Genomic DNA, 22605 nt, shown 5'->3' on the forward strand with positions numbered 1-22605 from the left:
CGGACGGACGGCCGCCCGGCCCGGTCTCAGAACTCGCCCTTGGGCAGCTCGAGCTCGCTCTTGGCCAGCTCCTCGACGTTGACGTCCTTGAAGGTCACGACGCGCACGGTCTTGGCGAACCGGGCAGGGCGGTAGATGTCCCACACCCAGGCGTCGTGCATCGTCACGTCGAAGAAGACCTCGCCACCGTCGCTGCGGACCTTCACGTCGACGCTGTTGCACAGGTAGAAGCGCCGTTCGGTCTCCACGACGTGGCTGAAGAGGCCGACGACGTCGCGGTACTCGCGGTAGAGGGCGAGCTCGGCCTCGTTCTCGTACCGTTCGAGGTCCTCCGAGCTCATCGCTCTCCCACCGGGGTCAGGTCGGTCGTCGTCACCAGGGCATCATCGCCCATCGCCCCGGGCAGCCGCCACGAGCGTCGGTGCCAGACCGAGGGGCCGTGCACGCGCAGGGCCTCCAGGTGCTCGGGGGCGGCGTAGCCCTTGTTACCGGCCCAGTCGTAGACGGCGTGCTCACCCTCCGGCGCCCCGAGGTCGACCATGATGGCGTCCCGGCGCACCTTGGCGAGCACACTGGCGGCGGCCACCGACGAGCAGCGCAGGTCGGCCTTGACCATCGTCGTCACCGGTGGGGTCGCGACGTCCTGCTCGTGGGCGAAGGCGAGCAGGCCGACGTCCTCGGGGGCGGTGAGCCAGTCGTGGTTGCCGTCGAGGATGACCAGGTCGGGCCGTACGGTGCAGTCCGCGAGCGCACGCATCCCCGCGAGCCGCAGGGCGGCGATGATGCCGACCGCGTCGATCTCCGCGGCGCTCGCGTGACCCACCGCGTGGCAGAGCGCCCAGCGCTCGATGCGCGGGACCATCGCCTCACGCGCGTGCGGCTGGAGCAGCTTGGAGTCGCGCACTCCCTGGGGCGCCGTGCGGCAGGTCTCGTCGACGACGACGACCCCGACGGTCACCGGGCCGGCGAGCGCGCCGCGGCCGACCTCGTCCATCCCCGCGAGCACCCGGTGCCCGTCGCGCTGGAGCCGGCGCTCGACCCGCAGGCTGGGGCGCGTGCTGCGCGGGGCGGAGCTCACGGCTTCGGCGCCGTGGCCGGCACGCCGGAGAAGGTGTCGGCGAAGTCCGAGAGCCACCCCAGCCGGGAGAACGGCCACACGACGGCGACCGCCCGCCCGGTGACCCGCGAGACCGGGACCGAGCCGTCGCTGCCGTCGCCGGCGTCGTCGTGGTAGCGGGAGTCCTCGCTGTCGGAGCGGTGGTCCCCCATGACCCAGACGTGGTCGGCCGGCACGGTGATGTCGAAGGTCATCGAGCTCGCGGCGTCCCCGGGGTGGACGTACGGCTCGTCGAGCGGCTCGCCGTTGACCGTGAGGCGTCGCTGGGCGTCGCAGCAGACCACGTGGTCACCCGGAAGGCCGACGACCCGCTTGATGAGGTGGTCCTCGGACTCGCTCGGGAGCAGCCCGACGAACACGAGCGCGTCGTGGACGACCGCCGAGGCGCCGGAGCGCTGCACGGTCGGCCCCTCCTGGAGCCACCCGCCGGGGTCCTCGAAGACGACGACGTCGCCGCGCTGGAGGTCGACCGGGCCCGGGGTCAGCTTGGAGACGACGACCCGGTCGCCGACGAGGAGGGTGTTCTCCATCGAGCCGGAGGGGATGTAGAACGCCTGCAGCAGCCAGGTCTTGACGACGAAGGAGAGCACCATCGCCATGGCCAGGACGAGGACGACCTCCTTCAGGGCCGCCCCGAGGACGGCGACCGGGGCGCGCCCGGGGGTGGCCTCCGGCGTGCCGTCGGCCTCTCCCGGCCCGCCCGCGTCCTGGGTGCGCTCGGGCACGGTCACGACCGGCCCGCGGCGGTGAGCGCGCCGAGCCGGTCCAGGGGCCAGTAGCGCCACTGCAGGGTGCCGACGGGCTCGGCGCCCGACGCTGCCGGCTCGCCGGCCCGACGCACGCGCAGGGTCCCGCCGTCGTCGTCGAGGACGAGGGCGTCCGTCGCCGGGTGGCGGTCGGTCTTCAGGACGAGCACGCGGTCTCCTGGCTCGAGGGTGGGCACGGACGCGGCCGACGGCACGTGGTAGGACTCGAGCAGCAGCCCGCGCACGAGCCCGGCCGCGACGAGCGCGGTGGCAAGGACGAGGAGAGCCCCGGGACGCCGCGACCCGGTGCCTGCCCTGGGGGCGGGCACCGGGTCGGTGGCGGGTCGGGCACTCACTGCCCCGAGGGTATCCCCCCGGCTCTCGCGGTGCGCCCGGGTGACCGGCGCGCCGCTCAGGCGTTCGCGGGGGTCTCGCGCTTCTCGCGGATCTTGGCGGCCTTGCCGCGCAGCTCGCGCAGGTAGTACAGCTTCGCGCGGCGCACGTCGCCGCGGGTCACGACCTCGATCTTGTCGATGACCGGGGTGTGCAGGGGGAAGGTCCGCTCGACGCCGACGCCGAAGGAGACCTTGCGCACGGTGAAGGTCTCGCCGACGCCGCCGCCGTGGCGCCGGATGACGACGCCCTGGAAGACCTGGATCCGCGAGCGCGTGCCCTCGACCACCTTGACGTGCACCTTGACGGTGTCGCCGGCGCGGAAGTCGGGCAGGTCGGTCTTGAGGGAGGCGCGGTCGAGCTCGTCGAAGCGCTGCATGACGGTTCGCTTTCTCGCGGGCTGCCACAGGTCGTCCGCGGGGGTGGGTACTGCACGGCTGTCGTTCGGGCGCCCCCGCCGGGCCACATGCCGGTCGGACCTCGGTCCGGGCACTCCCCCTGTGGCGGGGGCCGTTCGTCGGCGGGCGCAGCGACCCAGTCTGCCAGAGGAGGCCGGTCACCGGGAAATCCGCGGTGGGTGGCCCCCCTGCACCGGTCCACGGACCCGTCGGTCACGACCGGCCCTGCGGGCACCCTAGGCTGCCCCCCGTGACGATCGACCCGGGGCTGCCCGTCGCGCTCGCCGTCGCCCTGCTCCTCGCCGTGACCGTCGTCGCCTACGTCCTCGGGCGGCTGCCCCGGCCGGCCTCCCCCGCCCTGGCGATGGCCCGGGCCGTCGGCCAGCTCGGGCTCGCGGCGCTCGTCATCACGGCCGTCCTGCGGTCGCTGGCGCTGTCGGTGGTGCTGCTCGTGCTGATGTTCGCCGTCGCCGTGGTGACGACGACCGGGCGGGTGGGTGCCCGGCGCGCCTGGCCCTGGGCGACGGCCGCGATGCTCTGCGGGCTGGTGCCCGTCGTCGTCGTGGTGCTCGCGACCCGCACCGTCCCGCCGACGGGAGTCGCGCTCATCCCGGTCGTCGGCATCATCACGGGCAACACGATGAACGGCCACACCCTCGTGTGCCGGCGTGCGTTCGCGGCGCTGCGCGAGGAGCGCGGCCAGTACGAGGCCGCCCTCGCGCTGGGACTCACCCGGGCCCAGGCGGTCGAGGAGGTCGTCCACCGGCGGGTCCCGGAGGCACTCGTCCCCGGGCTGGACCAGGTGCGCACCGCCGGCGTGGTCACCCTCCCGGGTGCCTTCATCGGCGTGCTGCTCGGCGGCGGCAGCCCCGCGCAGGCGGCGGCCGCGCAGGTGCTCGTCCTCGTCGGGATCATGGCCGCGCAGACGGTGACGGCGGTGGTGGCCGAGCGGCTCATCGGCCGGGCGCTGCTGCTGCCCGAGGACCTCGCGAGCTCGCTCCAGCCGTGACCGGGGCGCCGGCGCCCCGCTCAGGGCCGGCGTGCTCGCGTGAGGTCCACCGTGCCCGGGAAGCTGCCCTCGCCCGGGACCGGCCGGTACCCGGCGCGCCGGTAGCGGCGCAGGTTCGCCTCGCTGACCCGGCCGGTGTTGAGCCAGTAGGTCCTCACCGAGGTCGGCGCCCCGGCCTCGGCGAGCGCGAGCAGGGCGCGGCCGAGCCCTGCGCCCTGGAGGTCGGGCGCGACCATGAGCCGGCCGGTCTCCCACACCGAGGGGTCCCCGGGACGCACGCGACCGCGCACCGAGCCGACGAGGCGGCCCGGTGCCGACCCCCCGGCGGGCACCCGCGCCACCCACGTGGTCCAGTCGGCGAGTCCGCGCCGGACGTCCTCGAGGGTCTCCTCGAGGGGCGGGATGCTCCACTCCCCCGAGATCCGTCCCTCGGGCGCCCAGCAGGCTCGCTGGAGCACGAGCAGCTCGGGGGCGTCCGCCGGCACCGCGGCACGCACCTGGAGGTCCTCGAGCCCACCGACGGCGGCCGAGGCCGCCGCGAGGTCGGGGCGACGGGCCACGGTGCGGGCGACGCGCTGCTCCTGGCGCCACCGGGCGACGGCGGCGTGGTCGCCGGAGCGCAGGACCGCGGGCACCTCGCGCGGCGTGCCGTCGTCGTCCCAGAGCGCCGGGCGCGTGTAGACGGGGTACTCGAGCAGGCCCCCCTCGTGGGACTCCTCCACGAGCGACTCCGCGTTGCCGACGACGCCGGGCAGCAACCGGGCGACCGCCTCGACGACGGCGAGCACGGCGACCTCGCCCCCACCGAGGACGTAGTCGCCGAGCGAGACGACGGTGACGGGCATCCGCTCGGCCGCGTGCTCGTAGACCCGCTCGTCGATTCCCTCGTAGCGGCCGCACGCGAAGGCCAGCCAGGGCTCCTCGGCCAGTGCGTGCGCCATGGCCTGGCTGAAGGGGACCCCGCCGGGCCCGGGAACGAGCAGGTGCGGCACGGGCGCACCCTCGGTCGCGCCCGCGTCGAGCACGTGGTCGAGCGCCTCGGCCCACGGCTCGGGCTTCATGACCATGCCCGCACCGCCACCGAAGGGGGTGTCGTCGACGGTGTGGTGCCGGTCGTGGGCGAAGCCGCGCAGGTCGTGGACGTGCAGGTCGAGCACGCCCTCGCGCCGGGCCTTCCCGATGAGCGAGAGGTCCAGCGGGGCGAGGTACTCGGGGAAGATCGAGACGACGTCGAGGCGCATCGGGTCAGCCCTCGAGGTCGAACAGGCCGCCGGGCGCCAGGAGCACGACCCGGCCGGCGGCCAGGTCGACCTCGGGGACGAGCGCGGTGACGAAGGGCACCCGGCCGACGCGGCCGTCCTCGAGCCGGACGACCAGCCGGTCCTGGGCCGCGCCGAGCTCCAGGCCGGTCACCTCGCCGAGGTGCCTGCCCTCGCCGTCGAGGACCGCGAGGCCGCGCAGCTGGTCCTCGGTGAAGGTGTCCTCGTCGTCGGCGCCGTCCGAGGGCGGGTCGGCGTCGGCCAGGAGCCGGGTGCCCCGCAGCCCCTCGGCACCGGTGCGGTCGGGAACCTCCTCGAACGCGACGAGCCAGATCCCCCGGTGCACCCGGGTCGAGCGCACGGTCAGCTCGCGCGGCACCCCGGACCCCGGGTCGGCCTGGGTCGAAAGGACCGCCCCGACCTCGAGCCGGCGCTCCGGGTCGTCGGTGTGCAGGCGCACGGTGGCCTCGCCCCGCAGGCCGTGGGGCTTGCCGATCCGGGCGACGAGGACGGGCTCGCTCACGGGTCGCTCCTTCCTCGGGGGCGCGGGCTGGGCCGGCCCTCACGACAGCCGCGGGGCGTCCCGGGGTGCCCGGGACGCCCCGCGGGGTGGGCCGGGTCAGCGCACCCGGTCGGTGTCGACGATGTCGATGCGCACCTGACGGCCACCGGCAAGCGCACCCATGACGGTGCGCAGGGCGCCGGCGGTCCGCCCGGAGCGGCCGATGACCCGGCCGAGGTCGTCGGGGTGCACCCGCACCTCGAGGACCTCACCGCGTCGGTTGTCGCGCCTGCGGACCTCGACCTCGTCCTTGTGGTCGACGATCCCGGTCACGAGGTGCTCGAGCGCCTCCTCGAGCACGGTCAGGCCTTGTCCGCCGCCGCGTCGGCGTCGGCGTCGGTGCTCTGCGCCGCGGCCTCACCGGCGTCGGTGTCGGCCGCGGGGGCCGCACCCTGCTCGTCGGTGGGCGCCTCGGCCTTGGGGGTGGCCTTCTTGCGCGGGGTCGGAGCGGGCGCCCCGGCCTCCGCGGAGCCCGCGGCGGCGACCGCGGCCTCGTAGAGGTCCTTCTTGCTCGGGCCGGTCTCGGCGACCTTGAGCGTGCCCTCGTCGTAGTGCCTCAGGAGCGCGGCCACGGCCTCGGTCGGCTGGGCGCCCTGGGCGAGCCAGTAGTCGGCGCGCTCCTTGTCGATCTCGATGAGCGAGGGCTCCTGGTTCGGGTCGTACTTGCCGATCTCCTCGATCGCCCGGCCGTCCCGCTTGGTGCGGGAGTCCATGACGACGACGCGGTAGATGGCGGTGCGGATCTTGCCCATCCGCTTCAGTCGGATCTTGACGGCCACAGGCGTGGTCTCCTCGGTGTTGTGAGCGCGGCGAGACCACACGGACTGTGTGGGGTGCCGGCACTCGGTGTGTAGGCGTCCGGTCCGGCGCCACCTCGGGGCGGGCTCGGACGGGTACAGCGCTCCAGTCTGCCAGATGCCCGCCGGCCGGCCGAATCGGCTCAGCGGCCGCGCCAGGCGTCCGGGGCCGCGGCCATCGCCCGGACGTGCTCGGGCAGCTCACCGCGCAGGACGTCGGCGAGTGTCGTCTCGTCGAGCACCTCGCGCAGCGCCGCGCGCGCCGCGACCCACACGGTGGCCAGGTGCTCCGCTGCCCCGGAGTAGCTCGTCTCGTGCGGGCGGATGCCCCGCACCTCGGCGAGCGGCCCGTCGACGGCACGCAGCACCGCCCCGAGGGGGATGTCGGCGGGATCGCGGGCGAGCCGGTAGCCGCCACCGCTGCCCCGCTGGCTCGTGACGAAGCCGGCCCGACGCAGGTCGGCGAGGATCGCCTCGAGGAACTTCGCCGGCACCCCGGCCCGGCGGGCCAGCTGCTCGGCGGGGTGCACCGGCCCGTCCTCGGCGTCCTCGGCGAGGACGAGGAGGGCACGCACGGCGTAGTCGGCGCGAGCGGAGACGTCCACGTCGCCATCCTGCCACCGCAGCGCCCGGACCCGCCGACACGCCGGGTGTTGCGCCCCGCCACCACGCACCCTATATTTCCTAGTTGTCAAGTCTGTTTAATTGTCTATATCGGAGGAGGTCGCCGTGCGGCGTCTCGTTCTACTCGCACTCGTCGGGCTCGGGGCCCAGCTCGTCGACGGCTCGCTCGGGATGGCCTACGGGGTCACCTCGACGACCCTGCTGCTGGCCGTCGGTACCAACCCGGCAGCCGCGTCCGCGACCGTCCACCTCGCCGAGATCGGGACCACCCTCGCCTCGGGCGCCTCGCACTGGCGCTTCGGCAACGTCGACTGGGGGGTGGTGCGGCGCATCGGCATCCCCGGGGCGGTGGGCGCCTTCGCGGGCGCGACCTTCCTCTCCAGCCTGGACACCTCGGTCGCCGAGCCGGTGATGTCCCTCGTCCTGCTCGCGCTCGGGGTCTACGTGCTCGTCCGCTTCACGGTCAAGGGGCTGCGCCGCGACCGGCTCGGCCACCCCCTGCGCTCGCGCTTCCTCGCCCCCCTCGGGATCTTCGCGGGCTTCGTCGACGCGACCGGCGGCGGTGGCTGGGGGCCGGTCGGCACCCCGGCGATCCTCGCCAGCGGGCGGCTGGAGCCCCGGCGCGTCGTGGGCTCGATCGACACCAGCGAGTTCCTCGTCTCCCTCGCGGCGAGCGGCGGCTTCCTGCTCGCGCTCGGCTCGGCCGGTATCGACCTGGCCTGGGTGCTCGCCCTCCTCGCCGGCGGCCTGGTCGCCGCCCCCGTCGCCGCCTGGCTCGTGCGGCACATCCCCGCACGCGTGCTCGGGTCGGCGGTCGGCGGCGTCATCGTGCTGACCAACACCCGGACCATCCTCACGAGCGACTGGGTCGACGCGTCCGCCGGGAGCCGGTGGGCCGTCTACGCGCTCCTGTACCTGCTGTGGGCCGCCGCCGTGGGCTGGTCGCTGCGCGCCCACCGCGCCGAGCAGCGCGACCTCGAGGGCGAGCTCGCCGCTCTCGAGGACCGGGGGGAGCGGACCGTCACACCGTGAGGCCGCGCAGCACGACCGCCCGCGGGTGGGCCAGGACGCCCACGTCCACCCGCGGGTCGGCCCCGTAGACGACGAGGTCGGCGTCGGCCCCCTCCTCGAGGCCGGGGCGCCCGAGCCAGGCCCGGGCGGACCAGGTCGCGGCGTCGAGGGCGTCGAGGGTGCCGAACCCGCAGCGGGTGAGCCGCTCCACCTCCTGCGCCGCGAGCCCGTGGGGCAGCGACCCCCCGGCGTCGGTACCGACGTAGACCGGCACGCCGGCCTCCCGCGCCGCGGCGACCGTCTCGTAGCGGCGCGCGTGCAGGTCGAGCATGTGCCGGTGGTACTCGGGGAACTTCTCGCGGGCCGGCTCGGCGATCTGCGGGAAGGTGTCGATGTTGACCAGGGTCGGGACGACGGCGATGCCCTGCCGCGCGAAGGCGTCGATGCTCTCGGGGACCAGGCCGGTCGCGTGCTCGATGCAGTCGGTCCCCGCGGCGGCGAAGTCGTGGAGGCTCTGCTCGCCGAAGCAGTGCGCCGTGACCCGGGCGCCCTCCTCGTGCGCGGCGGCGACCGCCTGGGTCAGCACATCGACCGGCCAGCACGGGGTGAGGTCGCCGGCCTCGCGGTCGATCCAGTCGCCGACGAGCTTGACCCACCCGTCGCCGGCGCGGGCCTCGAGGCGGACCCGCTCGACGAGCTCGTCGGGCTCGACCTCCCACGCGAAGTTCCGGATGTAGCGGCGCGTACGGGCGATGTGCCGCCCGGCCCGGATGATCTTCGGCAGGTCCTCGCGCTCGTCGACCCACCGGGTGTCCGACGGCGACCCGGCGTCGCGGATGAGCAGGGTGCCGGCGTCGCGGTCGGTCGTGGCCTGCCGCTCGGCGGTCTCGGCGTCGGTGGCCCCGGTGGCGACGAGGCCGACGTGGCAGTGCGCGTCGACGAGGCCCGGCAGCACCCAGCCCTCGAGCGTCGTCACGTCGTGGTCACCGCGCGGGCGTTCGAAGGTGATGCGTCCGTCGACGACCCACGCCTCGGGCCGCTCCTCCTCGCGGCCGACGAGGACGGGTCCCGTGAGGTGCAGCACCGGTGCCATGCCCCGACCCTAGCGACCCTCGCCCGGCGACCCGGCGCGACGGCTCAGCCAGGGACATCTCGTCCCCGGACCGACGCGGCCTTCATGCGCCCGCCACGAGGCCTCACGGTGGAGGCATGACCGAGAACACCACCCCCAGCACCCCGAAGATCGCGCTCGTCACGGGCGCCAACCGCGGCCTCGGCCGCGAGGAGGCCCTCGCGCTCGCGGCCGACGGCGTCGACCTCGTCATCACCTACCGCAGCCACGAGGACGAGGCCCACGCCGTGGTCGGGAAGATCGAGCAGCTCGGCCGGCGCGCCGTGGCCCTGCGTCTCGACACCTCCGCGCACGGCTCCTTCCCCGCCTTCGTCGACACCCTCCTCGCGACGCTGCGCGCCACGTGGGGACGGGACACCCTCGACGTCCTCGTCAACAACGCCGGCCACAGCGACGACACGGTCCTCGGGTCGATCACGAGGGAGCACGTCCACTCGCTCGTCGACGTCCACTTCACCGGCGTCCTCCTCCTCACCGACGCGCTCGTCCCCCACCTCGCCGACGGCGGCCGCATCGTCAACACCTCGAGCGGGCTCGCCCGGTTCAGCCGGATGTTCCAGTACGCGGTCTACGGGGCGATGAAGGGCGCGGTCGAGGTGTGGACCCGCTACCTCGCGAACGAGCTCGGCCCGCGCGGCATCACCGTCAACGCCGTCGCCCCCGGCGCGACGGCCACCGACTTCGGCGGGGGCTCGCTGCGCGACGACGAGGCGACCCGGGCCGGGCTCGCGCAGGTCATCGCCATGGGCCACGTCGGCCGTCCCGAGGACATCGGTGCCGCCGTCGCCGCGATCGCCTCCGAGCGCATGCGCTGGGTCACCGGCCAGCGGATCGAGGCCTCCGGCGGGATGTTCCTCTGAGCGCCGGCCCTCGGGTGGGGACAATGGCGTCATGACGGGGCACCACGGCGACCGCGCGCAGCTGGCCGACTTCCTGCGCACCCGCCGCGAGGCGCTCCAGCCCGAGGACGTCGGGCTGCCGCGGGGCCCCCGCCGGCGCACCGGTGGGCTACGGCGCGAGGAGGTCGCGGCGCTCGCGGGCATGTCGGCGGACTACCTCGGGCGCATCGAGCAGCAGCGCGGGCCCCACCCCAGCGCGCCGATGCTCGCCGCCCTCGCCCGCGGCCTGCGGCTCAGCCTCGACGAGCGCGACCACCTCTTCCGGCTCGGCGGTCTCCCACCGCCGAGCCGGGCGGGCCGGCACCCGCACGTCGACGCCGGCATCATGCGCATCCTCGACCGGCTCCAGGACACCCCGGCGATGGTCCTCGGCCCGGCCGCGGAGTGCCTGGCCATCACCCCACCGGCAGCCGCCGTCTTCGGCGACCGCAGCGCCCTCGAGGGTCTGGCCCGCAGCAGCGTCTACCGCTGGTTCACCGACCCGGTCTCGCGCGAGGTCTACCCCGCCGAGGACCACGACCGGCGCGAGGCCGAGATGGTGGCCGACCTGCGCTCGTCCTACGCCCGCCACGGCGACGGCTCGTCGGTCGGCGAGGTCGTCGCCGCGCTGACCCGGGAGAGTCCGCGCTTCCGCCGGGTGTGGGCACGGCACGACGTCCGGCACAAGCACTCCCAGCGCAAGCGCCTCGTCCACGAGGTCGGCGAGCTCGACGTGTACTGCACCACGCTCTTCGATGCCGAGCAGAGCCAGTCCCTGCTCGTCTTCACCGCCGCGACGGCGCAGACGGCGCAGCGGCTGCGGCTGCTCGGGGTCGTCGGCGGTACGACGCTGCCCGCGGCTCCCTAGCCCTGGCCTGCGGGCAGACCGCGCACGACCCGGCGGAGGGTCTCGACGACCACCTCGGGGGCGTCGGTGTGCACCCAGTGCGCCGCCCCGTTGACCCGGACCAGGCGGGTCCGCGGGAAGAGCGCGCGCATGTCCGTGACGTCGTCGTCGCCGACGTACCCCGACTCCGACCCGGCGAGCCACACGACCGGGCCGTCCCACGCGCGGCCACCGAGGTCGGGGAAGGCGGCGATCCGCGAGTCGCTCCCCCGTGCGGCGTCGGCGTGGATGAGCTCGAGGTTGGCCTGCCAGGACCACTGTGTGCCGTGCCGCCGCAGGTTCTGCAGGAGGAACGCCTTGACCCCCGGGTCGGGCTCGGCGAAGCGGGCCTCGGCGTCGGCGCGGCTGGTCAGCTCCTCGAGCGGCAGCGAGCGCATCTGCTCGATGTAGCCGGTGAACCGGTCGAGGTCGCCGTAGTCCTTCGGCGCGATGTCGACGACGACGAGGCTCCCGACGAGGTCGGGGTGGGTCAGCGTGAGCACCATGGCCACCTTGCCGCCCAGGCTGTGCCCGACGACGACCCACCGCTCCCCCGGCGCCTCGTCCGCGAGCGTCGCGGCGACGGCGTCGGCGTAACCCTCGTAGGAGAACTCCTCGCTCCACGGCGACCGGCCGTGGTCGGGCAGGTCGACGAGGAGGCAGCGGGCGCCCTCACCCTCGGGGCCGGCGAGCGCCTTGGCCACCTGGGTCCAGTTGCGTCCCTGCCCGAACAGGCCGTGGAGGAACGCGACCCGCGGGCCGGCGCTCCCGACGGCGAGCGTGTGCAGCCGCCCGGTGCTCACTTCCCCAGGAACTTCTCGAAGCCGGCGGGCAGCTGCGAGGGGTCGAAGTCGGCCGGTTCGGTGCCGCCGGAGGAGCCGAAGCTCGACCCGGTCGGCTTCTCGGTCGCGCGCTGGGCCGCCGCCCGCTCCTCGGCGGCGCGCTTGGCCGGGTTGCCCGACTTGGACTTCTTGCGCTTCTGCTGCTGCTTGCCGCCGCGCTTGCCCGGGCCGGCGCCCATCCCGGGCATGCCGGGCATGCCCGGGATCCCGCCGCCCTTGGCCAGCTGCTTCATCATCTTCTGGGCCTCGCCGAAGCGTTCGAGCAGCTGGTTGACCTCGGAGGTCGAGACGCCCGAGCCCTTGGCGATGCGGGCCCGGCGCGAGCCGTTGATCTGCTTGGGGTGGTTGCGCTCGAACGGGGTCATCGAGCGGACCATCGCCTCGACCCGGTCGAACTCGCGCTCGTCGAAGGCGTCGAGCTGGGCCTTCATCTGGCCCATGCCCGGCATCATCCCGAGCACCGACTTCAGCGACCCCATCTTCTTGATGGCGGCCATCTGCTGGAGGAAGTCGTCGAAGGTGAAGTCCTCGGCCGCGAGGAACTTGCGCTCCATCTCGGCGGCCTGCGTGCGGTCGAAGGCGCGCTCGGCCTGCTCGATGAGGGTGAGCACGTCACCCATGTCGAGGATGCGCGAGGCCATCCGGTCGGGGTGGAAGACCTCGAAGTCCTTGGTGTTCTCCCCCGTGGACGCGAACATGATCGGCCGGCCGGTGACCGACGCGACCGAAAGCGCGGCACCACCACGCGCGTCGCCGTCGAGCTTGGAGAGGACCACCCCGCTGAAGTCGACGCCCTCGAGGAAGGCCTCGGCGGTCTCGACGGCGGCCTGGCCGATCATCGCGTCGATGACAAAGAGGACCTCGTCGGGCCGGATCGCCTCCCGGATGTCGGCGGCCTGGCGCATGAGGTTCTCGTCGACCGCCAGACGGCCCGCGGTGTCGACGATGACGACGTCGTGCTGCTTGGCCGCGGCTTCGGCGATGCCGCTGCGCGACACCGCGACCGGGTCGCCGTGCGAGCGCGTGCCCTCGATGTCGCCACCGACGGCGTCGTGACCCGAGACGTTGCCCCGCTCGGGGGCGAAGACGGGCACGCCGGCGCGCTGGCCGACGACCTCGAGCTGGGTGACCGCGTTCGGCCGCTGCAGGTCGGCCGCGACGAGCATCGGGGTGTGCCCCTGCTCCTTGAGCCAGTACGCGAGCTTGCCGGCGAGCGTGGTCTTGCCGGACCCCTGGAGGCCGGCGAGCATGATGACCGTCGGCGGCTGCTTGGCGAAGCGGATGCCGCGGGTCTGCCCGCCGAGGATGCCGACGAGCTCCTCGTTGACGATCTTGACGACCTGCTGGGCGGGGTTGAGCGCCTCGCTGACCTCCGCGCCGAGCGCCCGCTCACGGACGTTGTGGGTGAAGGACCTGACGACCGGCAGGGCGACGTCGGCGTCGAGCAGCGCGAGCCGGATGTCGCGGACCGTCTTGTTGACGTCGGACTCCGACAGGCGTCCCTTGGAGCGCAGGTTCGCGAAGGTCGCGGTCAGGCGGTCGGACAGGCTGGTGAACACCGCACAAGGCTAACGGCTGGCGGTCACCGACCCGTCCCGACCGCCCGGGCGGGGGTCTCAGGCAGCGGTGACGCCGTCGCAGGTGTCGATGACGAGGCTGACCGCCTGGGCCACCCGGGCCGGCGGCAGGGGCTGTCCGTCGGCGCCGGTGAGGTAGAAGGTGTCCAGGGTCTGCCCGGCGTACGTCGCGATGTGCGCCGAGCGCACCGAGATGCCGGCGCGGGCGAGCGCCGCCCCGAGCTCGTGCAGCAGGCCGGGCCGGTCCTGCGCGCGGACCTCGATGACGGTCGCCTCGGTGCTCGCACCGGGGACGACGAGGGCCCGGGCCTGTCCGGGCGAGCCGATCCCGGACTCCCCCGAGGGCCGGGCGAGGTGGGCCCGGCGCCGGTCGAGGGTCTGCAACGGGCCACGGTCCCCGCGGGCGAGGCGCGCCAGCCCCCGGGCGATCCGCTCCGGGTCGGGGACGGCGCCGCTCGGGCTCTCCACGTGCCACTCGTTGATGGCGACGTCGTCGACCGTGCGCAGGATGGCCGTGCGCACGGTGTGGCCCTCGGCCGCGAGCAGGCCCGCGGTGTCGGCGAAGAGGCCGACCCGGTCGACGTCGAGGATGTCCAGCCGGTGCGAGCCGCCGCCGGAGACCACCCGCACCTGGGGCTCGCCCGCGCGCACCGCGGCCGCGGCCTCCGGCGCCAGGACGCCCACCGTCTGGTCCGCCCGAGACACCGCGCTGCCCGGGGCGGGCCGCGGCGCGTCGAGGCGGTCGCGGACGGCGACGGCGAGCTGCTCGAGCAGCGTGGCCCGCCAGTCGGTCCACGCCAGCGGCCCGGCGGCCGAGGCGTCGGCCTCGGTGAGCGCGAGGAGGATCTCGAAGACCTCCCGATCTCCCCCGGCGGCCTCGACCGCCGCGTCGACGGTCGCCGGGTCCTGGTGGTCCCGCCGGGTCGCCAGCTCGATGACCGTGAGGTGCTCGCGCACGAGCCGGACGAGGATCTCGACGTCGGCGGCGCCGAACCCCCACCGGGCGGCGATGCCCCGGGCGAGCTCCGCCCCGGTCACCGAGTGGTCGTGGGCTCCGCGCACCTTGCCGATGTCGTGCAGGAGGGCTGCGGCCAGCAGCAGGTCCGGGCGCGAGGTCCGGCGCACGAGGCCGGCGGCCCGCACGACGGTCTCGACGAGGTGGCGGTCGACGGTGTGCCGGTGCACGGCGCTGCGCTGCGGGCGCGAGCGGACCGCCGCCCACTCGGGCAGCCAGTGCTCGACGATCCCGACCTGGTCCAGCCCCTCCCACACGGTGACCAGCCCGGGGCCGGCGGCGAGCAGGTCACCGAGCAGGTCCCGGGCCGAGGCCGGCCACGGGTCGGGCAGTGACGGCACCGAGGCCGCGAGGTTCTCCAGGGTCGCGGGGGCGAGCGGCAGGCCGGCGCGCGCGGCCACGACACCGGCACGCAGGGCCATCCCCGGGTCGGACTCGGCGAGCCGCGGGGTCCCGAGGACCACCTCGCCGTCGCTGACGAAGAAGCCGTGCCCGAGGGGGGTCATCTGCGGTCGGCGGGGGCCCACCCGCAGCGTCCGGGCCCGCTGGGACTGCCCGGCGCGGCGCATCGTGCCGTCGAGCGAGTAGGCGATGAGCCGCCCGGCGTCGGAGACGGCGGTGAGCAGCTCGTCGGCGTCGGGGTAGCCGAGCAGCGCCGCGACGGCGTCGTGCTCCTCCCGCCCGAGCCGGTCCCGGCCCCGGCCGGTGACGACGTGGACGGCGTCCCGGACGTCGAGGAGCAGCTCGTGGGCGGTGTCGACCGCGCCGTGCGGGCGGTCGGTGAGCCAGGCCTCGGCGAGGGCGGTGAGGACGGTCATGTCCCGCAGCCCTCCGTGGGCCTCCTTCAGCTCCGGTTCGATCGACTGCGCCAGGTCGCCCTGCCGGGCGTGCCGACCCTCGAGTGCCTCGACGAGCTGGGGCAGCCGCTTGCGGGCGTTGCCGCGCCAGTCGTGCGCGACGGTGGAGCGGGCCGCGACGACGAGCTCCTCGTCGCCGGCGATCGCGGTGAGGTCGAGCAGCCCGACGGCGGCGATGAGGTCGGCCGCGGCCACCTGACGGCTCTGGGTGACCGTCCGCACGCTGTGGTCGAGCCGCACCCCGGCGTCCCAGATCGGGTACCAGAGCCGCTCGGCGAAGGCCCCGAGCTCCTTGGCGCCGAGCGAGCGCTCGGAGTGCAGGAGCACGAGGTCGTAGTCCGAGAGCGGCCCGGCGTCACCGCGGCCCAGGCTCCCGACGGCCGCGAGGGCCACCCCCTCGTAGCGCGCTCCCCCGGTCGCGGTCCGCCACACCTGGGCGAGCCAGTCCCGGTTGAAGCTCGACAGGGCCGCCCGGCGCGCCCGGCCGGCACCGGCGACGTGGAAGTCGCGGGTGCCGGCCAGGTCGAGCCTCCGGGAGCCGATGTCGCTCGAGGAGGGGGGCATCGCTCAGATCGCCTCGACCCCGCGCTCCCCGGTGCGGACCCGGGCCACCTCGTCGACGGGGACGACCCAGACCTTGCCGTCGCCGATCCGCCCGGTCTGGGCGGCCTTGAGGATGACGTCGACGACCGAGCTGGAGTCCATGTCGTCGACGAGGACCTCCAGGCGGGTCTTGGGCACGAAGTCCACGGTGTACTCGGCACCCCGGTAGACCTCGCTGTGACCACGCTGGCGGCCGTAGCCCTGGGCCTCGCTCACCGTCATGCCCTGGATGCCGAAGGCCTCCAGGGCCTCCTTCACCTCGTCGAGCTGGTGCGGCTTGATGATGGCGGTGACGAGCTTCATCGCTGGGCTCCTTCGAGGTCGTGGTTCTCCTCGCGTGCCGAGGAGCTGGTCGGTCCGCCGAGACGGCCCGCGCGGGTCCCGAGCTCGTAGGCGGACTCGGCGTGCTCGGCCTGGTCGATGCCCGCGACCTCGACATCCTCGGGGATCCGCCAGCCCATCGTCGCCTTGAGGATGAGGGCGATGACGAGGGTGACGACACCGGAGACGACCACCGACGAGAGCGCGATGAGGATCTGGACGACCGTCTGGTCGATGCCGTCGCCGTAGAACAGGCCGCCCTCGGTGGCCAGCAGCCCGGCACCGATGGTGCCCCACAGGCCGGCGACGAGGTGCACGCCGACGACGTCGAGGGAGTCGTCGTAGCCGAAGCGGTACTTCAGCCCGACCGCGTAGGCCGAGAGGGCACCGGCGACGAGGCCGAGGATGATCGACCCGATGGGCGAGAGGTTCCCACAGGCCGGGGTGATCGCGACGAGACCGGCGACGACACCGGAGGCGGCGCCGACGGAGGTCGGGTGCCCGTCGCGCAGCTTCTCCAGGATGAGCCAGCCGACCATCGCGGCGCACGTCGCGACCGTCGTGTTGACCCACACGAGCGCGGCGGTGCCGTCGGGGGCGAGCTCGGAGCCGGCGTTGAAGCCGAACCAGCCGAACCACAGCAGCCCGGCGCCGATCATGACGACCGGGACGTTGTGCGGGCGCATCGGCACCTTGCCGAAGCCGACCCGCATGCCGACGACGAGGGCGAGGACGAGGCCCGCCATGCCGGCGTTGATGTGGACGACGGTGCCGCCCGCGAAGTCGATCGGGGCGACGTTGGCCCCGTCCTCGGTGGAGCCGAACACGAGAGAGGACAGGCTGGTCTCGGCACCGGACAGGAGCCCGTTGCCCCACACCATGTGGGCGATCGGGAAGTAGGAGAAGGTGACCCACAGCGCGCTGAAGACCATCCACGTCGAGAACTTGACGCGGTCGGCGACAGCACCGCTGATCAGGGCGACGGTGATCACCGCGAAGGTCAGCTGGAAGCCGACGAACGCGAGCTCGGGGACGTTGCCGTAGCCGTCGTAGCCGAAGCCGTTGAAGATGTCCTCCATGTTGTGGAGGCCGAACTTGGCGAACGGGTCACCGATGATGCCGAGGATGTCGTCCGGCGGCGCCGAGCCGAAGCTCATCGAGTAGCCCCACAGGACGTACACGATGCCGACGACGCCCATGGAGCCGAAGGACATCATCATCATGTTGAGAACCGACTTGGACCGGGTCAGGCCACCGTAGAAGAGGGCCAGACCGGGCGTGGTCATCAGGAGGACGAGAGACGCGCAGAGGATGAGGAAGCCGGTCGACGCGTAGTCGAGGGTCTCCGCAGCGTCTGCGAAGGGGAAGAGTGTCGTGCTCATGGCGCAGTACTGTCACGGTCGCGGGTTTCACCGTCTGCCGTGTCGTGTTACGCCCGTGTTGCGAGGTGCGAGCGGGTGTAAGCATCCCGTTTCGCCCCGCAGGGGTCCCGGATCGTGAGACGCCCATTCGCAGATCTGGAGAGAGCCGCCGACCAGGCCCTGCGAGGCATTCCTACGGGTGGGGGGCACCGCTCCGTCTCGTTCTCGACCTCGTCAGGACTCTGTCCCCTCCCCGCTCCTGCCGCCGCGGTTGCCGCCGCCTCGGGTGCCGGGGTCTCGGCGAGCACCCGCCGGTCAGCCATGCCCCGTAGCACCGAGCCCTGCTCCGTGGGCCTCGCAGCTGAGCCCTCCTCAGGAGCAGGGACGCCCGCGAGTTCCCGCAGTCAGCCAGGCGGCGGGCCGGCATCGCCCCGAGAATGTTCGCGGATCCGCCGACCGCGCGGACAGAGGAGGCCCATCATGTCCGGAGCGCGCCGCGCGTCGATCGCCCCCATCCTCGCAGCGCTGCTGGTGGTCGCGACCACCACGGTCGCGTCCGCGACGACGGTCAAGACGACGAAGTACTACCCCTACAGCCAGAACCGCTACTTCAAGTCCACCCACCTCAAGACCTGCTTCACGGCGAATCTCAGCGGGCGGATACAGGTGGTCTTCTCCAAGAACACCGCGTCGCCCGCGACGACTGCCTTCACCAACTACACCCTGGTCAATCCGACGCTCAACGTTCAAGCGCGGAACTGCTCGACAGGGAAACTCAAGACGATGTCGAAGTGGCGTGTGAAGCAGAGCTGGTGGGACTACAAGTGCTCGCTGCATGCGTCCGTATCCGCCGGTTTTCCTTGGGGCATCAGCGTCAGCGCAACACCGAACTGTGGTCGCACGAGAACCGCGAACCGACAGACTGGCTACGGCAGAGTCGCTCAGGTGACCCAGTTCAACTCGGGCGCACCCGTTCATCTGGGGTCGATTGTGCGAGCTCAGTCCGGCCGCTGCTTCTCGGCGGGTACGACAGTCACCGCGTGGTCCGGCGGTAGGTCCGACACGTTCAACTTGAGGAACTACAAGATCTGCTACAGCAAGTAGCGGTGACTTCCTGCGCACCACGGGCATTTGACGTCGTCAGTCGACGATGGCGTCGACGAAGGCCTCCGGGTCGAAGGGCGCGAGGTCGTCGGGCCCCTCGCCGAGCCCGACGAGCTTGACCGGCACACCGAGCGCTCGCTGCACGGCGACGACGATGCCGCCCTTGGCGGTGCCGTCGAGCTTGGTGAGGACGATGCCGGTGATCCCGACGACCTCGGCGAACACCTCGGCCTGACGCAGGCCGTTCTGGCCCGTCGTCGCGTCGAGGACGAGGAGCACCTCGTCGACCGGGGAGCGCTTCTCGATGACCCGCTTGACCTTGCCGAGCTCGTCCATGAGCCCGACCTTGTTCTGCAGCCGGCCGGCGGTGTCGACGACGACGACGTCGGCCTCCATCTCGGCCGCCGCGGCGACGGCGTCGAACGCGACCGAGGCGGGGTCGGCGCCCTCGCGGTCCGAGCGCACGGTCGGCACGCCGACCCGTCCGCCCCACGTCTCGAGCTGGTCGGCCGCCGCGGCACGGAAGGTGTCGGCGGCACCGAGCACGACGTCCTTGTCCTCGGCGACGAGCACCCGGGCCAGCTTGCCGACCGTCGTCGTCTTCCCGGTCCCGTTGACGCCGACGACGAGGATGCACGAGGGCCGCCCGTCGACCCGCTCGTCGGCGAGGGAGCGGTCCATCGAGGGGTCCACGAGCCGCAGCAGCTCCTCGCGCAGCATCCCGCGCACGGCCGCCTCGTCGGTGCTCCCCTCGACGGCGACCCGCGTGCGCAGGGCCTCGACGAGCTCGGTGCTCGCCTGCACCCCGAGGTCGGCGGCGAGCAGGGTGTCCTCGACCTCCTCCCAGGCGGCCTCGTCGAGCCGGCCGCCGGCGAGCAGGGCCAGCAGCCCCCGCCCGAGGGAGGAGTTGGAGCGGGCGAGCCTCGCGCGCAGCCGGCGCAGCCGCCCGGCGGGCGCCTCGGGCGCCTCGACCCCCGGGGCCGCCTCGGGCGCGCTCGGCGGCGCGGTGGTGTCGGGCTCGGTGTCGACGACCTCGCCCGGATGCTCGATGGTGCCGATCGCGCCGTCCGGCGCCAGGTCGGCGTCGGCGGGTCCCGGGGTGCCGGGCACCTGCGGTGCCTCCGGTCCCGGCTCGGGGCCCTGGGCCCGGCCCCGGAGCAGGCCGAGGACGACGCCCCCGACGACGAGGAGGACGGCGACCGCGATGCCGACGTAGGCCCAGAAGGAGTCAGTCACCGGGTCATCCTGTCAAGGCGCGGGTCCCGGCCCAAACCGGAGGGCGGGTGCAGGTCAGAAGACCCGCACGCGCTCCTCCTCCGACAGCCACATGCCGTCGCCGGGGCGGGTGCCGAAGGCCTCGTGGAACTCGGTGAGGTTGCGCGGGGCGTTGGCGCGCAGGTCGGTCGGGCTGTGCGGGTCGATCGCGAGCAGCCGCTCGGCCTCCGCGGTGCGGGCCTTGCCGCGCCAGATCTGCGCCCATCCGAGGAAGAACCGCTGCGGCCCGGTCAGGCCGTCGAGCTGCGGCGCCGGGTCCTGCCCGAGCGAGATCCGGTAGGCCGAGTAGCCGATCGTCAGCCCGCCGAGGTCGCCGATGTTCTCCCCGACGGTCAGCGCACCGTTGACCTTCCGGCCGGGGGCGTCGCGGGTCTCCAGCCGGTCGAACTGGGCCACGAGCGCGTCGGCGAGGGCCTGGAAGCGTGCCCGGTCCTGCGCGGTCCACCAGTCGCGCAGCTCACCGCGGCCGTCGAACTGCGAGCCCTGGTCGTCGAAGCCGTGGCCGATCTCGTGGCCGATGACCGCGCCGATGCCCCCGTAGTTGGCCGCGTCGTCGGCCTCGGCGTCGAAGAACGGCGGCTGGAGGATCGCCGCGGGGAAGACGATCTCGTTCATCCCCGGGTTGTAGTAGGCGTTGACGGTCTGCGGCGTCATGAACCACTCGCCCCGGTCGACCGGTCCGCCGAGCTTGCCCAGGTTGCGGTCGAGCTCGACCGCGGCGGCCCTGCGGACGGTGCCGAGCAGGTCGTCCCGGTCGACGACGAGCGCGGAGTAGTCCCGCCACCGGTCCGGGTAGCCGATCTTCGGTGTGAAGGCCTCGAGCTTGGCCAGTGCCTCGGCCCGGGTGGTCTCCCCCATCCACGGCACCGAGGACAGGCTCCGGCGGAAGGCCTCGACGATGTTGCCGACGAGCTCGAGCATCGCCTCCTTCGCCGCCGGCGGGAAGTGCCGCTCGACGTAGAGCTGCCCCACGGCCTCGCCGAGGGCCTCCTCGACGAGCGAGACCCCGCGCTTCCACCGGGCGCGGATGCGCGGCACCCCCGAGAGCGTGCGCCCGTAGAAGTCGAAGTTCTCCTCGACGAACGCCGAGGAGAGGTAGGGGGCGTGGGCGTGCACGACGTGCCAGGCGAGCCAGTCCCGCCACACCTCGACCGGCTCCTCCTCGAGGGCGGCGCCGAGGGCACGCAGGTAGTCCGGCTGGCGGACGACGACGTGTGCGAAGGCCGCCTCGGGGGCGTGCATCCCGGCGAGGAAGGCCGACCAGTCCACCTGCGGGGCGAGGGCGTCGAGCTCGGCGCGCTCGAGGAGGGTGTAGGTGCGCACCGGGTCGCGGTTGGTCACCTTGTCCCAGTGGCCGGCGGCGAGCCGGGTCTCCAGGGCGAGGACCCGCTCGGCCGCGGCCTGCGCGCCGGGGTGGCCGACGAGCTCGAGCATGCGGGCCACGTGGGGTGCGTAGGCCGCGAGGGTCGCGGCGTGCTCCGGGGCCCGGTAGTAGGACTCGTCGGGCAGCCCGAGGCCGGCCTGCTCGAGGTAGACGACGTAGCGGTCGGGGTCGCGGTCGTCGGTGTTGACGAAGGGCAGGACCGGGCCCGGGACGCCGTCGCGGGCGAGCTCGCCGAGCAGGCCCAGGAGGCCGGAGGCGTCCTGGACGTGCGCGACCCGCTCGAGGTCGGCCAGGACCGGGCCCGCCCCGAGCGCCTCGACGGTCTGCTCGTCGAGGAAGGCGGCGTAGAGGTCGCCCACCTTGGCCGCCACGCTGCCCGGCGCCGGTGACCCGGCGGCGACCTCCTCGACGATCGTGCGGACGTGCTCCTCGGCCGCCTCGCGCAGCAGGTCGAACGTGCCGTAACGGCCGCGGTCGTCGGGGATCTCGGTGCGAGCGACCCAGGCGCCGTTGGCGTGGGCGAACAGGTCGTCCTGGGGGCGGACCGTCGCGTCGACGGCGTCCTGGTCGATGCCGGACCTCATCCGGGTGGCTCCTTCGCGCTGGGGAGGACTCATTCGACCACACGCGCAGCGGCCCACGGCCCGCGACGTGCGTCGACACGTGCGACGTCGCCGGTCTAGGGTGACGCGGGTGACCGATGCCGGTGCCGCGTCGGACCAGCCGGCCCCCCCGCGTCGGCGCCGCGTGCCGTGGTTCACCGAGGTCGTCGTGGCCCTCGTGGCGGTCGCCCTCGTCCAGGCCTTCCTCGTCAAGCCCTTCGGTGTGCCCTCCCAGTCGATGGAGCAGACCCTGCACGTCGGGGACCGCATCCTCGTCAACCGGCTCGACCACAGCGTCGAGCGGGGCGACGTCGTCGTCTTCGGACACGGGGACACCTGGCAGGAGAGCCGCCTCCCGACGGCGGGCAACCCCCTCGTCCGGCTCGCGCGCTGGGTCGGCGACCTCACCGGCTTCGGGCCGAGCAACACCTCCTACACGGTCAAGCGGGTCATCGGGCTGCCCGGTGAGCGGGTGTCGTGCTGCACCGCGGCGGGCGCGGTCATCGTGGACGGCCGCGCGCTCGAGGAGCCCTACCTCTTCGAGGACCTGCCCTTCACCCCCGGCGAGCTGGACTGCTCGAGCACCCCGCGATCCACGCGCTGCTTCCCGCAGGTCACGGTGCCGCAGGAGAACCTGCTCGTGCTCGGTGACCACCGGTCCGAGTCCGCCGACAGCGTCCTCGGCTGCCGGGGTGCCGCCGAGGGGGACGGGTGTGCGCGCTTCGTGCCCGAGAACCGGGTCGTCGGCCCGGTGGTCCTGCGCTTCTGGCCGCTGGGCGACCTCGGCGGCCTCTCCCGCTGACGCATCGCGCCTCCTGGCCGCATCCGCCCTCGGCGAACGGCCTTGGCCCC

24 protein-coding genes are annotated in these 22605 nt (G+C 73.8%); 6 read left to right on the forward strand and 18 right to left on the reverse strand.

From position 1 onward, the window contains the following. Positions 1–26 precede the first annotated feature (26 nt). Genes G8D98_RS06120 through rplS form a run of 5 tightly spaced genes read right to left on the reverse strand, consistent with a single transcriptional unit; the run spans position 27 to position 2635 of the window. Positions 27–341: a DUF2469 domain-containing protein gene (locus G8D98_RS06120; RefSeq protein ID WP_166100443.1), complete on the reverse strand. Its 315-nt coding sequence runs from the start codon at positions 339–341 to the stop codon at positions 27–29. Beyond that, a complete protein-coding gene (locus G8D98_RS06125) occupies positions 338–1078 on the reverse strand; it encodes a ribonuclease HII (protein WP_229661916.1) in 741 nt (246 codons plus the stop codon). Before G8D98_RS06125 ends, G8D98_RS06120 begins: the two co-directional genes overlap by 4 nt. Further along, a complete protein-coding gene (gene lepB, locus G8D98_RS06130) occupies positions 1075–1842 on the reverse strand; it encodes a signal peptidase I (RefSeq protein WP_420813542.1) in 768 nt (255 codons plus the stop codon). The genes G8D98_RS06125 and lepB (G8D98_RS06130) overlap by 4 nt, the downstream gene beginning before the upstream one ends. A 2-nt stretch (positions 1843–1844) precedes the next feature. Continuing rightward, the gene (locus G8D98_RS06135; protein ID WP_166100445.1) at positions 1845–2219 is read right to left on the reverse strand and encodes a S26 family signal peptidase; all 375 of its coding nucleotides are present in this window, start codon (positions 2217–2219) and stop codon (positions 1845–1847) included. Between the two features lie 56 nt (positions 2220–2275). Then, entirely contained in the window at positions 2276–2635 is a 360-nt protein-coding gene (gene rplS / locus G8D98_RS06140; RefSeq protein ID WP_166100447.1) for a 50S ribosomal protein L19, read from the reverse strand. Positions 2636–2904: 269 nt separating this feature from the next. Here rplS and G8D98_RS06145 point away from each other — a divergent pair, with 269 nt between their 5' ends. Further along, positions 2905–3663 carry an ABC transporter permease gene (locus G8D98_RS06145; RefSeq protein ID WP_166100450.1) on the forward strand — a complete coding sequence of 253 codons (759 nt, stop codon included), beginning with the start codon at positions 2905–2907 and terminating at the stop codon, positions 3661–3663. 20 nt (positions 3664–3683) lie between these two features. On the opposite strand, the gene trmD is transcribed toward G8D98_RS06145, so the two are convergent. The 5 genes from trmD to G8D98_RS06170 form a co-directional block, all read right to left on the reverse strand. Next, positions 3684–4904 (reverse strand): tRNA (guanosine(37)-N1)-methyltransferase TrmD, encoded by a 1221-nt coding sequence (gene trmD, locus G8D98_RS06150; RefSeq protein ID WP_166100452.1) that lies wholly within the window; start codon positions 4902–4904, stop codon positions 3684–3686. A 4-nt stretch (positions 4905–4908) separates the two neighbouring features. Beyond that, positions 4909–5445: a ribosome maturation factor RimM gene (gene rimM / locus G8D98_RS06155; protein ID WP_166100454.1), complete on the reverse strand. Its 537-nt coding sequence runs from the start codon at positions 5443–5445 to the stop codon at positions 4909–4911. 96 nt (positions 5446–5541) lie between these two features. Beyond that, complete coding sequence (locus G8D98_RS06160) at positions 5542–5784, reverse strand: RNA-binding protein (RefSeq protein ID WP_166100455.1); 243 nt, start codon at positions 5782–5784, stop codon at positions 5542–5544. A 2-nt stretch (positions 5785–5786) separates the two neighbouring features. Beyond that, positions 5787–6263, reverse strand: coding sequence for a 30S ribosomal protein S16 (gene rpsP / locus G8D98_RS06165; protein ID WP_166100458.1), 477 nt, complete (start codon positions 6261–6263; stop codon positions 5787–5789). A 161-nt stretch (positions 6264–6424) separates the two neighbouring features. Beyond that, on the reverse strand, positions 6425–6886 hold the full coding sequence (locus G8D98_RS06170) for an RrF2 family transcriptional regulator (RefSeq protein ID WP_166100460.1): 462 nt from the start codon (positions 6884–6886) through the stop codon (positions 6425–6427). Between the two features lie 124 nt (positions 6887–7010). Between G8D98_RS06170 and G8D98_RS06175 the strand changes: the two genes are divergently transcribed. Continuing rightward, entirely contained in the window at positions 7011–7937 is a 927-nt protein-coding gene (locus tag G8D98_RS06175; RefSeq protein ID WP_166100462.1) for a sulfite exporter TauE/SafE family protein, read from the forward strand. Here G8D98_RS06175 and G8D98_RS06180 read toward each other — a convergent pair. After that, the gene (locus G8D98_RS06180) at positions 7927–9009 is read right to left on the reverse strand and encodes an amidohydrolase family protein (RefSeq protein WP_166100465.1); all 1083 of its coding nucleotides are present in this window, start codon (positions 9007–9009) and stop codon (positions 7927–7929) included. The genes G8D98_RS06175 and G8D98_RS06180 overlap by 11 nt on opposite strands. A gap of 116 nt (positions 9010–9125) precedes the next feature. Here G8D98_RS06180 and G8D98_RS06185 point away from each other — a divergent pair, with 116 nt between their 5' ends. Then, positions 9126–9908, forward strand: coding sequence for an SDR family NAD(P)-dependent oxidoreductase (locus G8D98_RS06185; protein WP_166100468.1), 783 nt, complete (start codon positions 9126–9128; stop codon positions 9906–9908). A gap of 31 nt (positions 9909–9939) precedes the next feature. Continuing rightward, positions 9940–10794, forward strand: coding sequence for a helix-turn-helix transcriptional regulator (locus tag G8D98_RS06190; RefSeq protein ID WP_166100471.1), 855 nt, complete (start codon positions 9940–9942; stop codon positions 10792–10794). Here the strand turns inward: G8D98_RS06190 and G8D98_RS06195 are convergent. Genes G8D98_RS06195 through G8D98_RS06215 form a run of 5 tightly spaced genes read right to left on the reverse strand, consistent with a single transcriptional unit; the run spans position 10791 to position 17409 of the window. Further along, a complete protein-coding gene (locus G8D98_RS06195) occupies positions 10791–11615 on the reverse strand; it encodes an alpha/beta fold hydrolase (RefSeq protein WP_166100473.1) in 825 nt (274 codons plus the stop codon). The genes G8D98_RS06190 and G8D98_RS06195 overlap by 4 nt on opposite strands. Continuing rightward, a complete protein-coding gene (gene ffh / locus G8D98_RS06200; protein ID WP_166100476.1) occupies positions 11612–13213 on the reverse strand; it encodes a signal recognition particle protein in 1602 nt (533 codons plus the stop codon). Before ffh ends, G8D98_RS06195 begins: the two co-directional genes overlap by 4 nt. A gap of 57 nt (positions 13214–13270) precedes the next feature. Continuing rightward, on the reverse strand, positions 13271–15667 hold the full coding sequence (locus tag G8D98_RS06205) for a [protein-PII] uridylyltransferase (protein ID WP_166100478.1): 2397 nt from the start codon (positions 15665–15667) through the stop codon (positions 13271–13273). Between the two features lie 3 nt (positions 15668–15670). Next, positions 15671–16009 (reverse strand): P-II family nitrogen regulator, encoded by a 339-nt coding sequence (locus G8D98_RS06210; RefSeq protein WP_166100481.1) that lies wholly within the window; start codon positions 16007–16009, stop codon positions 15671–15673. Further along, positions 16006–17409, reverse strand: a complete 1404-nt coding sequence (locus G8D98_RS06215) for an ammonium transporter (protein ID WP_166100484.1) — start codon at positions 17407–17409, stop codon at positions 16006–16008. Before G8D98_RS06215 ends, G8D98_RS06210 begins: the two co-directional genes overlap by 4 nt. A gap of 459 nt (positions 17410–17868) precedes the next feature. On the opposite strand from G8D98_RS06215, the gene G8D98_RS06220 reads away from it, so the two are divergent. Beyond that, positions 17869–18492 carry a hypothetical protein gene (locus tag G8D98_RS06220; protein ID WP_166100487.1) on the forward strand — a complete coding sequence of 208 codons (624 nt, stop codon included), beginning with the start codon at positions 17869–17871 and terminating at the stop codon, positions 18490–18492. A 36-nt stretch (positions 18493–18528) separates the two neighbouring features. On the opposite strand, the gene ftsY is transcribed toward G8D98_RS06220, so the two are convergent. Together ftsY and G8D98_RS06230 are read right to left on the reverse strand one after the other, a co-directional pair. Beyond that, entirely contained in the window at positions 18529–19728 is a 1200-nt protein-coding gene (gene ftsY / locus G8D98_RS06225) for a signal recognition particle-docking protein FtsY (RefSeq protein ID WP_166100490.1), read from the reverse strand. Between the two features lie 54 nt (positions 19729–19782). Beyond that, the gene (locus G8D98_RS06230; RefSeq protein WP_166100492.1) at positions 19783–21735 is read right to left on the reverse strand and encodes a M13 family metallopeptidase; all 1953 of its coding nucleotides are present in this window, start codon (positions 21733–21735) and stop codon (positions 19783–19785) included. Positions 21736–21844: 109 nt separating this feature from the next. On the opposite strand from G8D98_RS06230, the gene lepB (G8D98_RS06235) reads away from it, so the two are divergent. Further along, complete coding sequence (gene lepB, locus G8D98_RS06235; protein WP_229661917.1) at positions 21845–22555, forward strand: signal peptidase I; 711 nt, start codon at positions 21845–21847, stop codon at positions 22553–22555. Positions 22556–22605 lie beyond the last annotated feature (50 nt).

Source organism: Phycicoccus endophyticus (genome assembly GCF_011326735.1).
Lineage (GTDB): Bacteria > Actinomycetota > Actinomycetes > Actinomycetales > Dermatophilaceae > Phycicoccus > Phycicoccus endophyticus.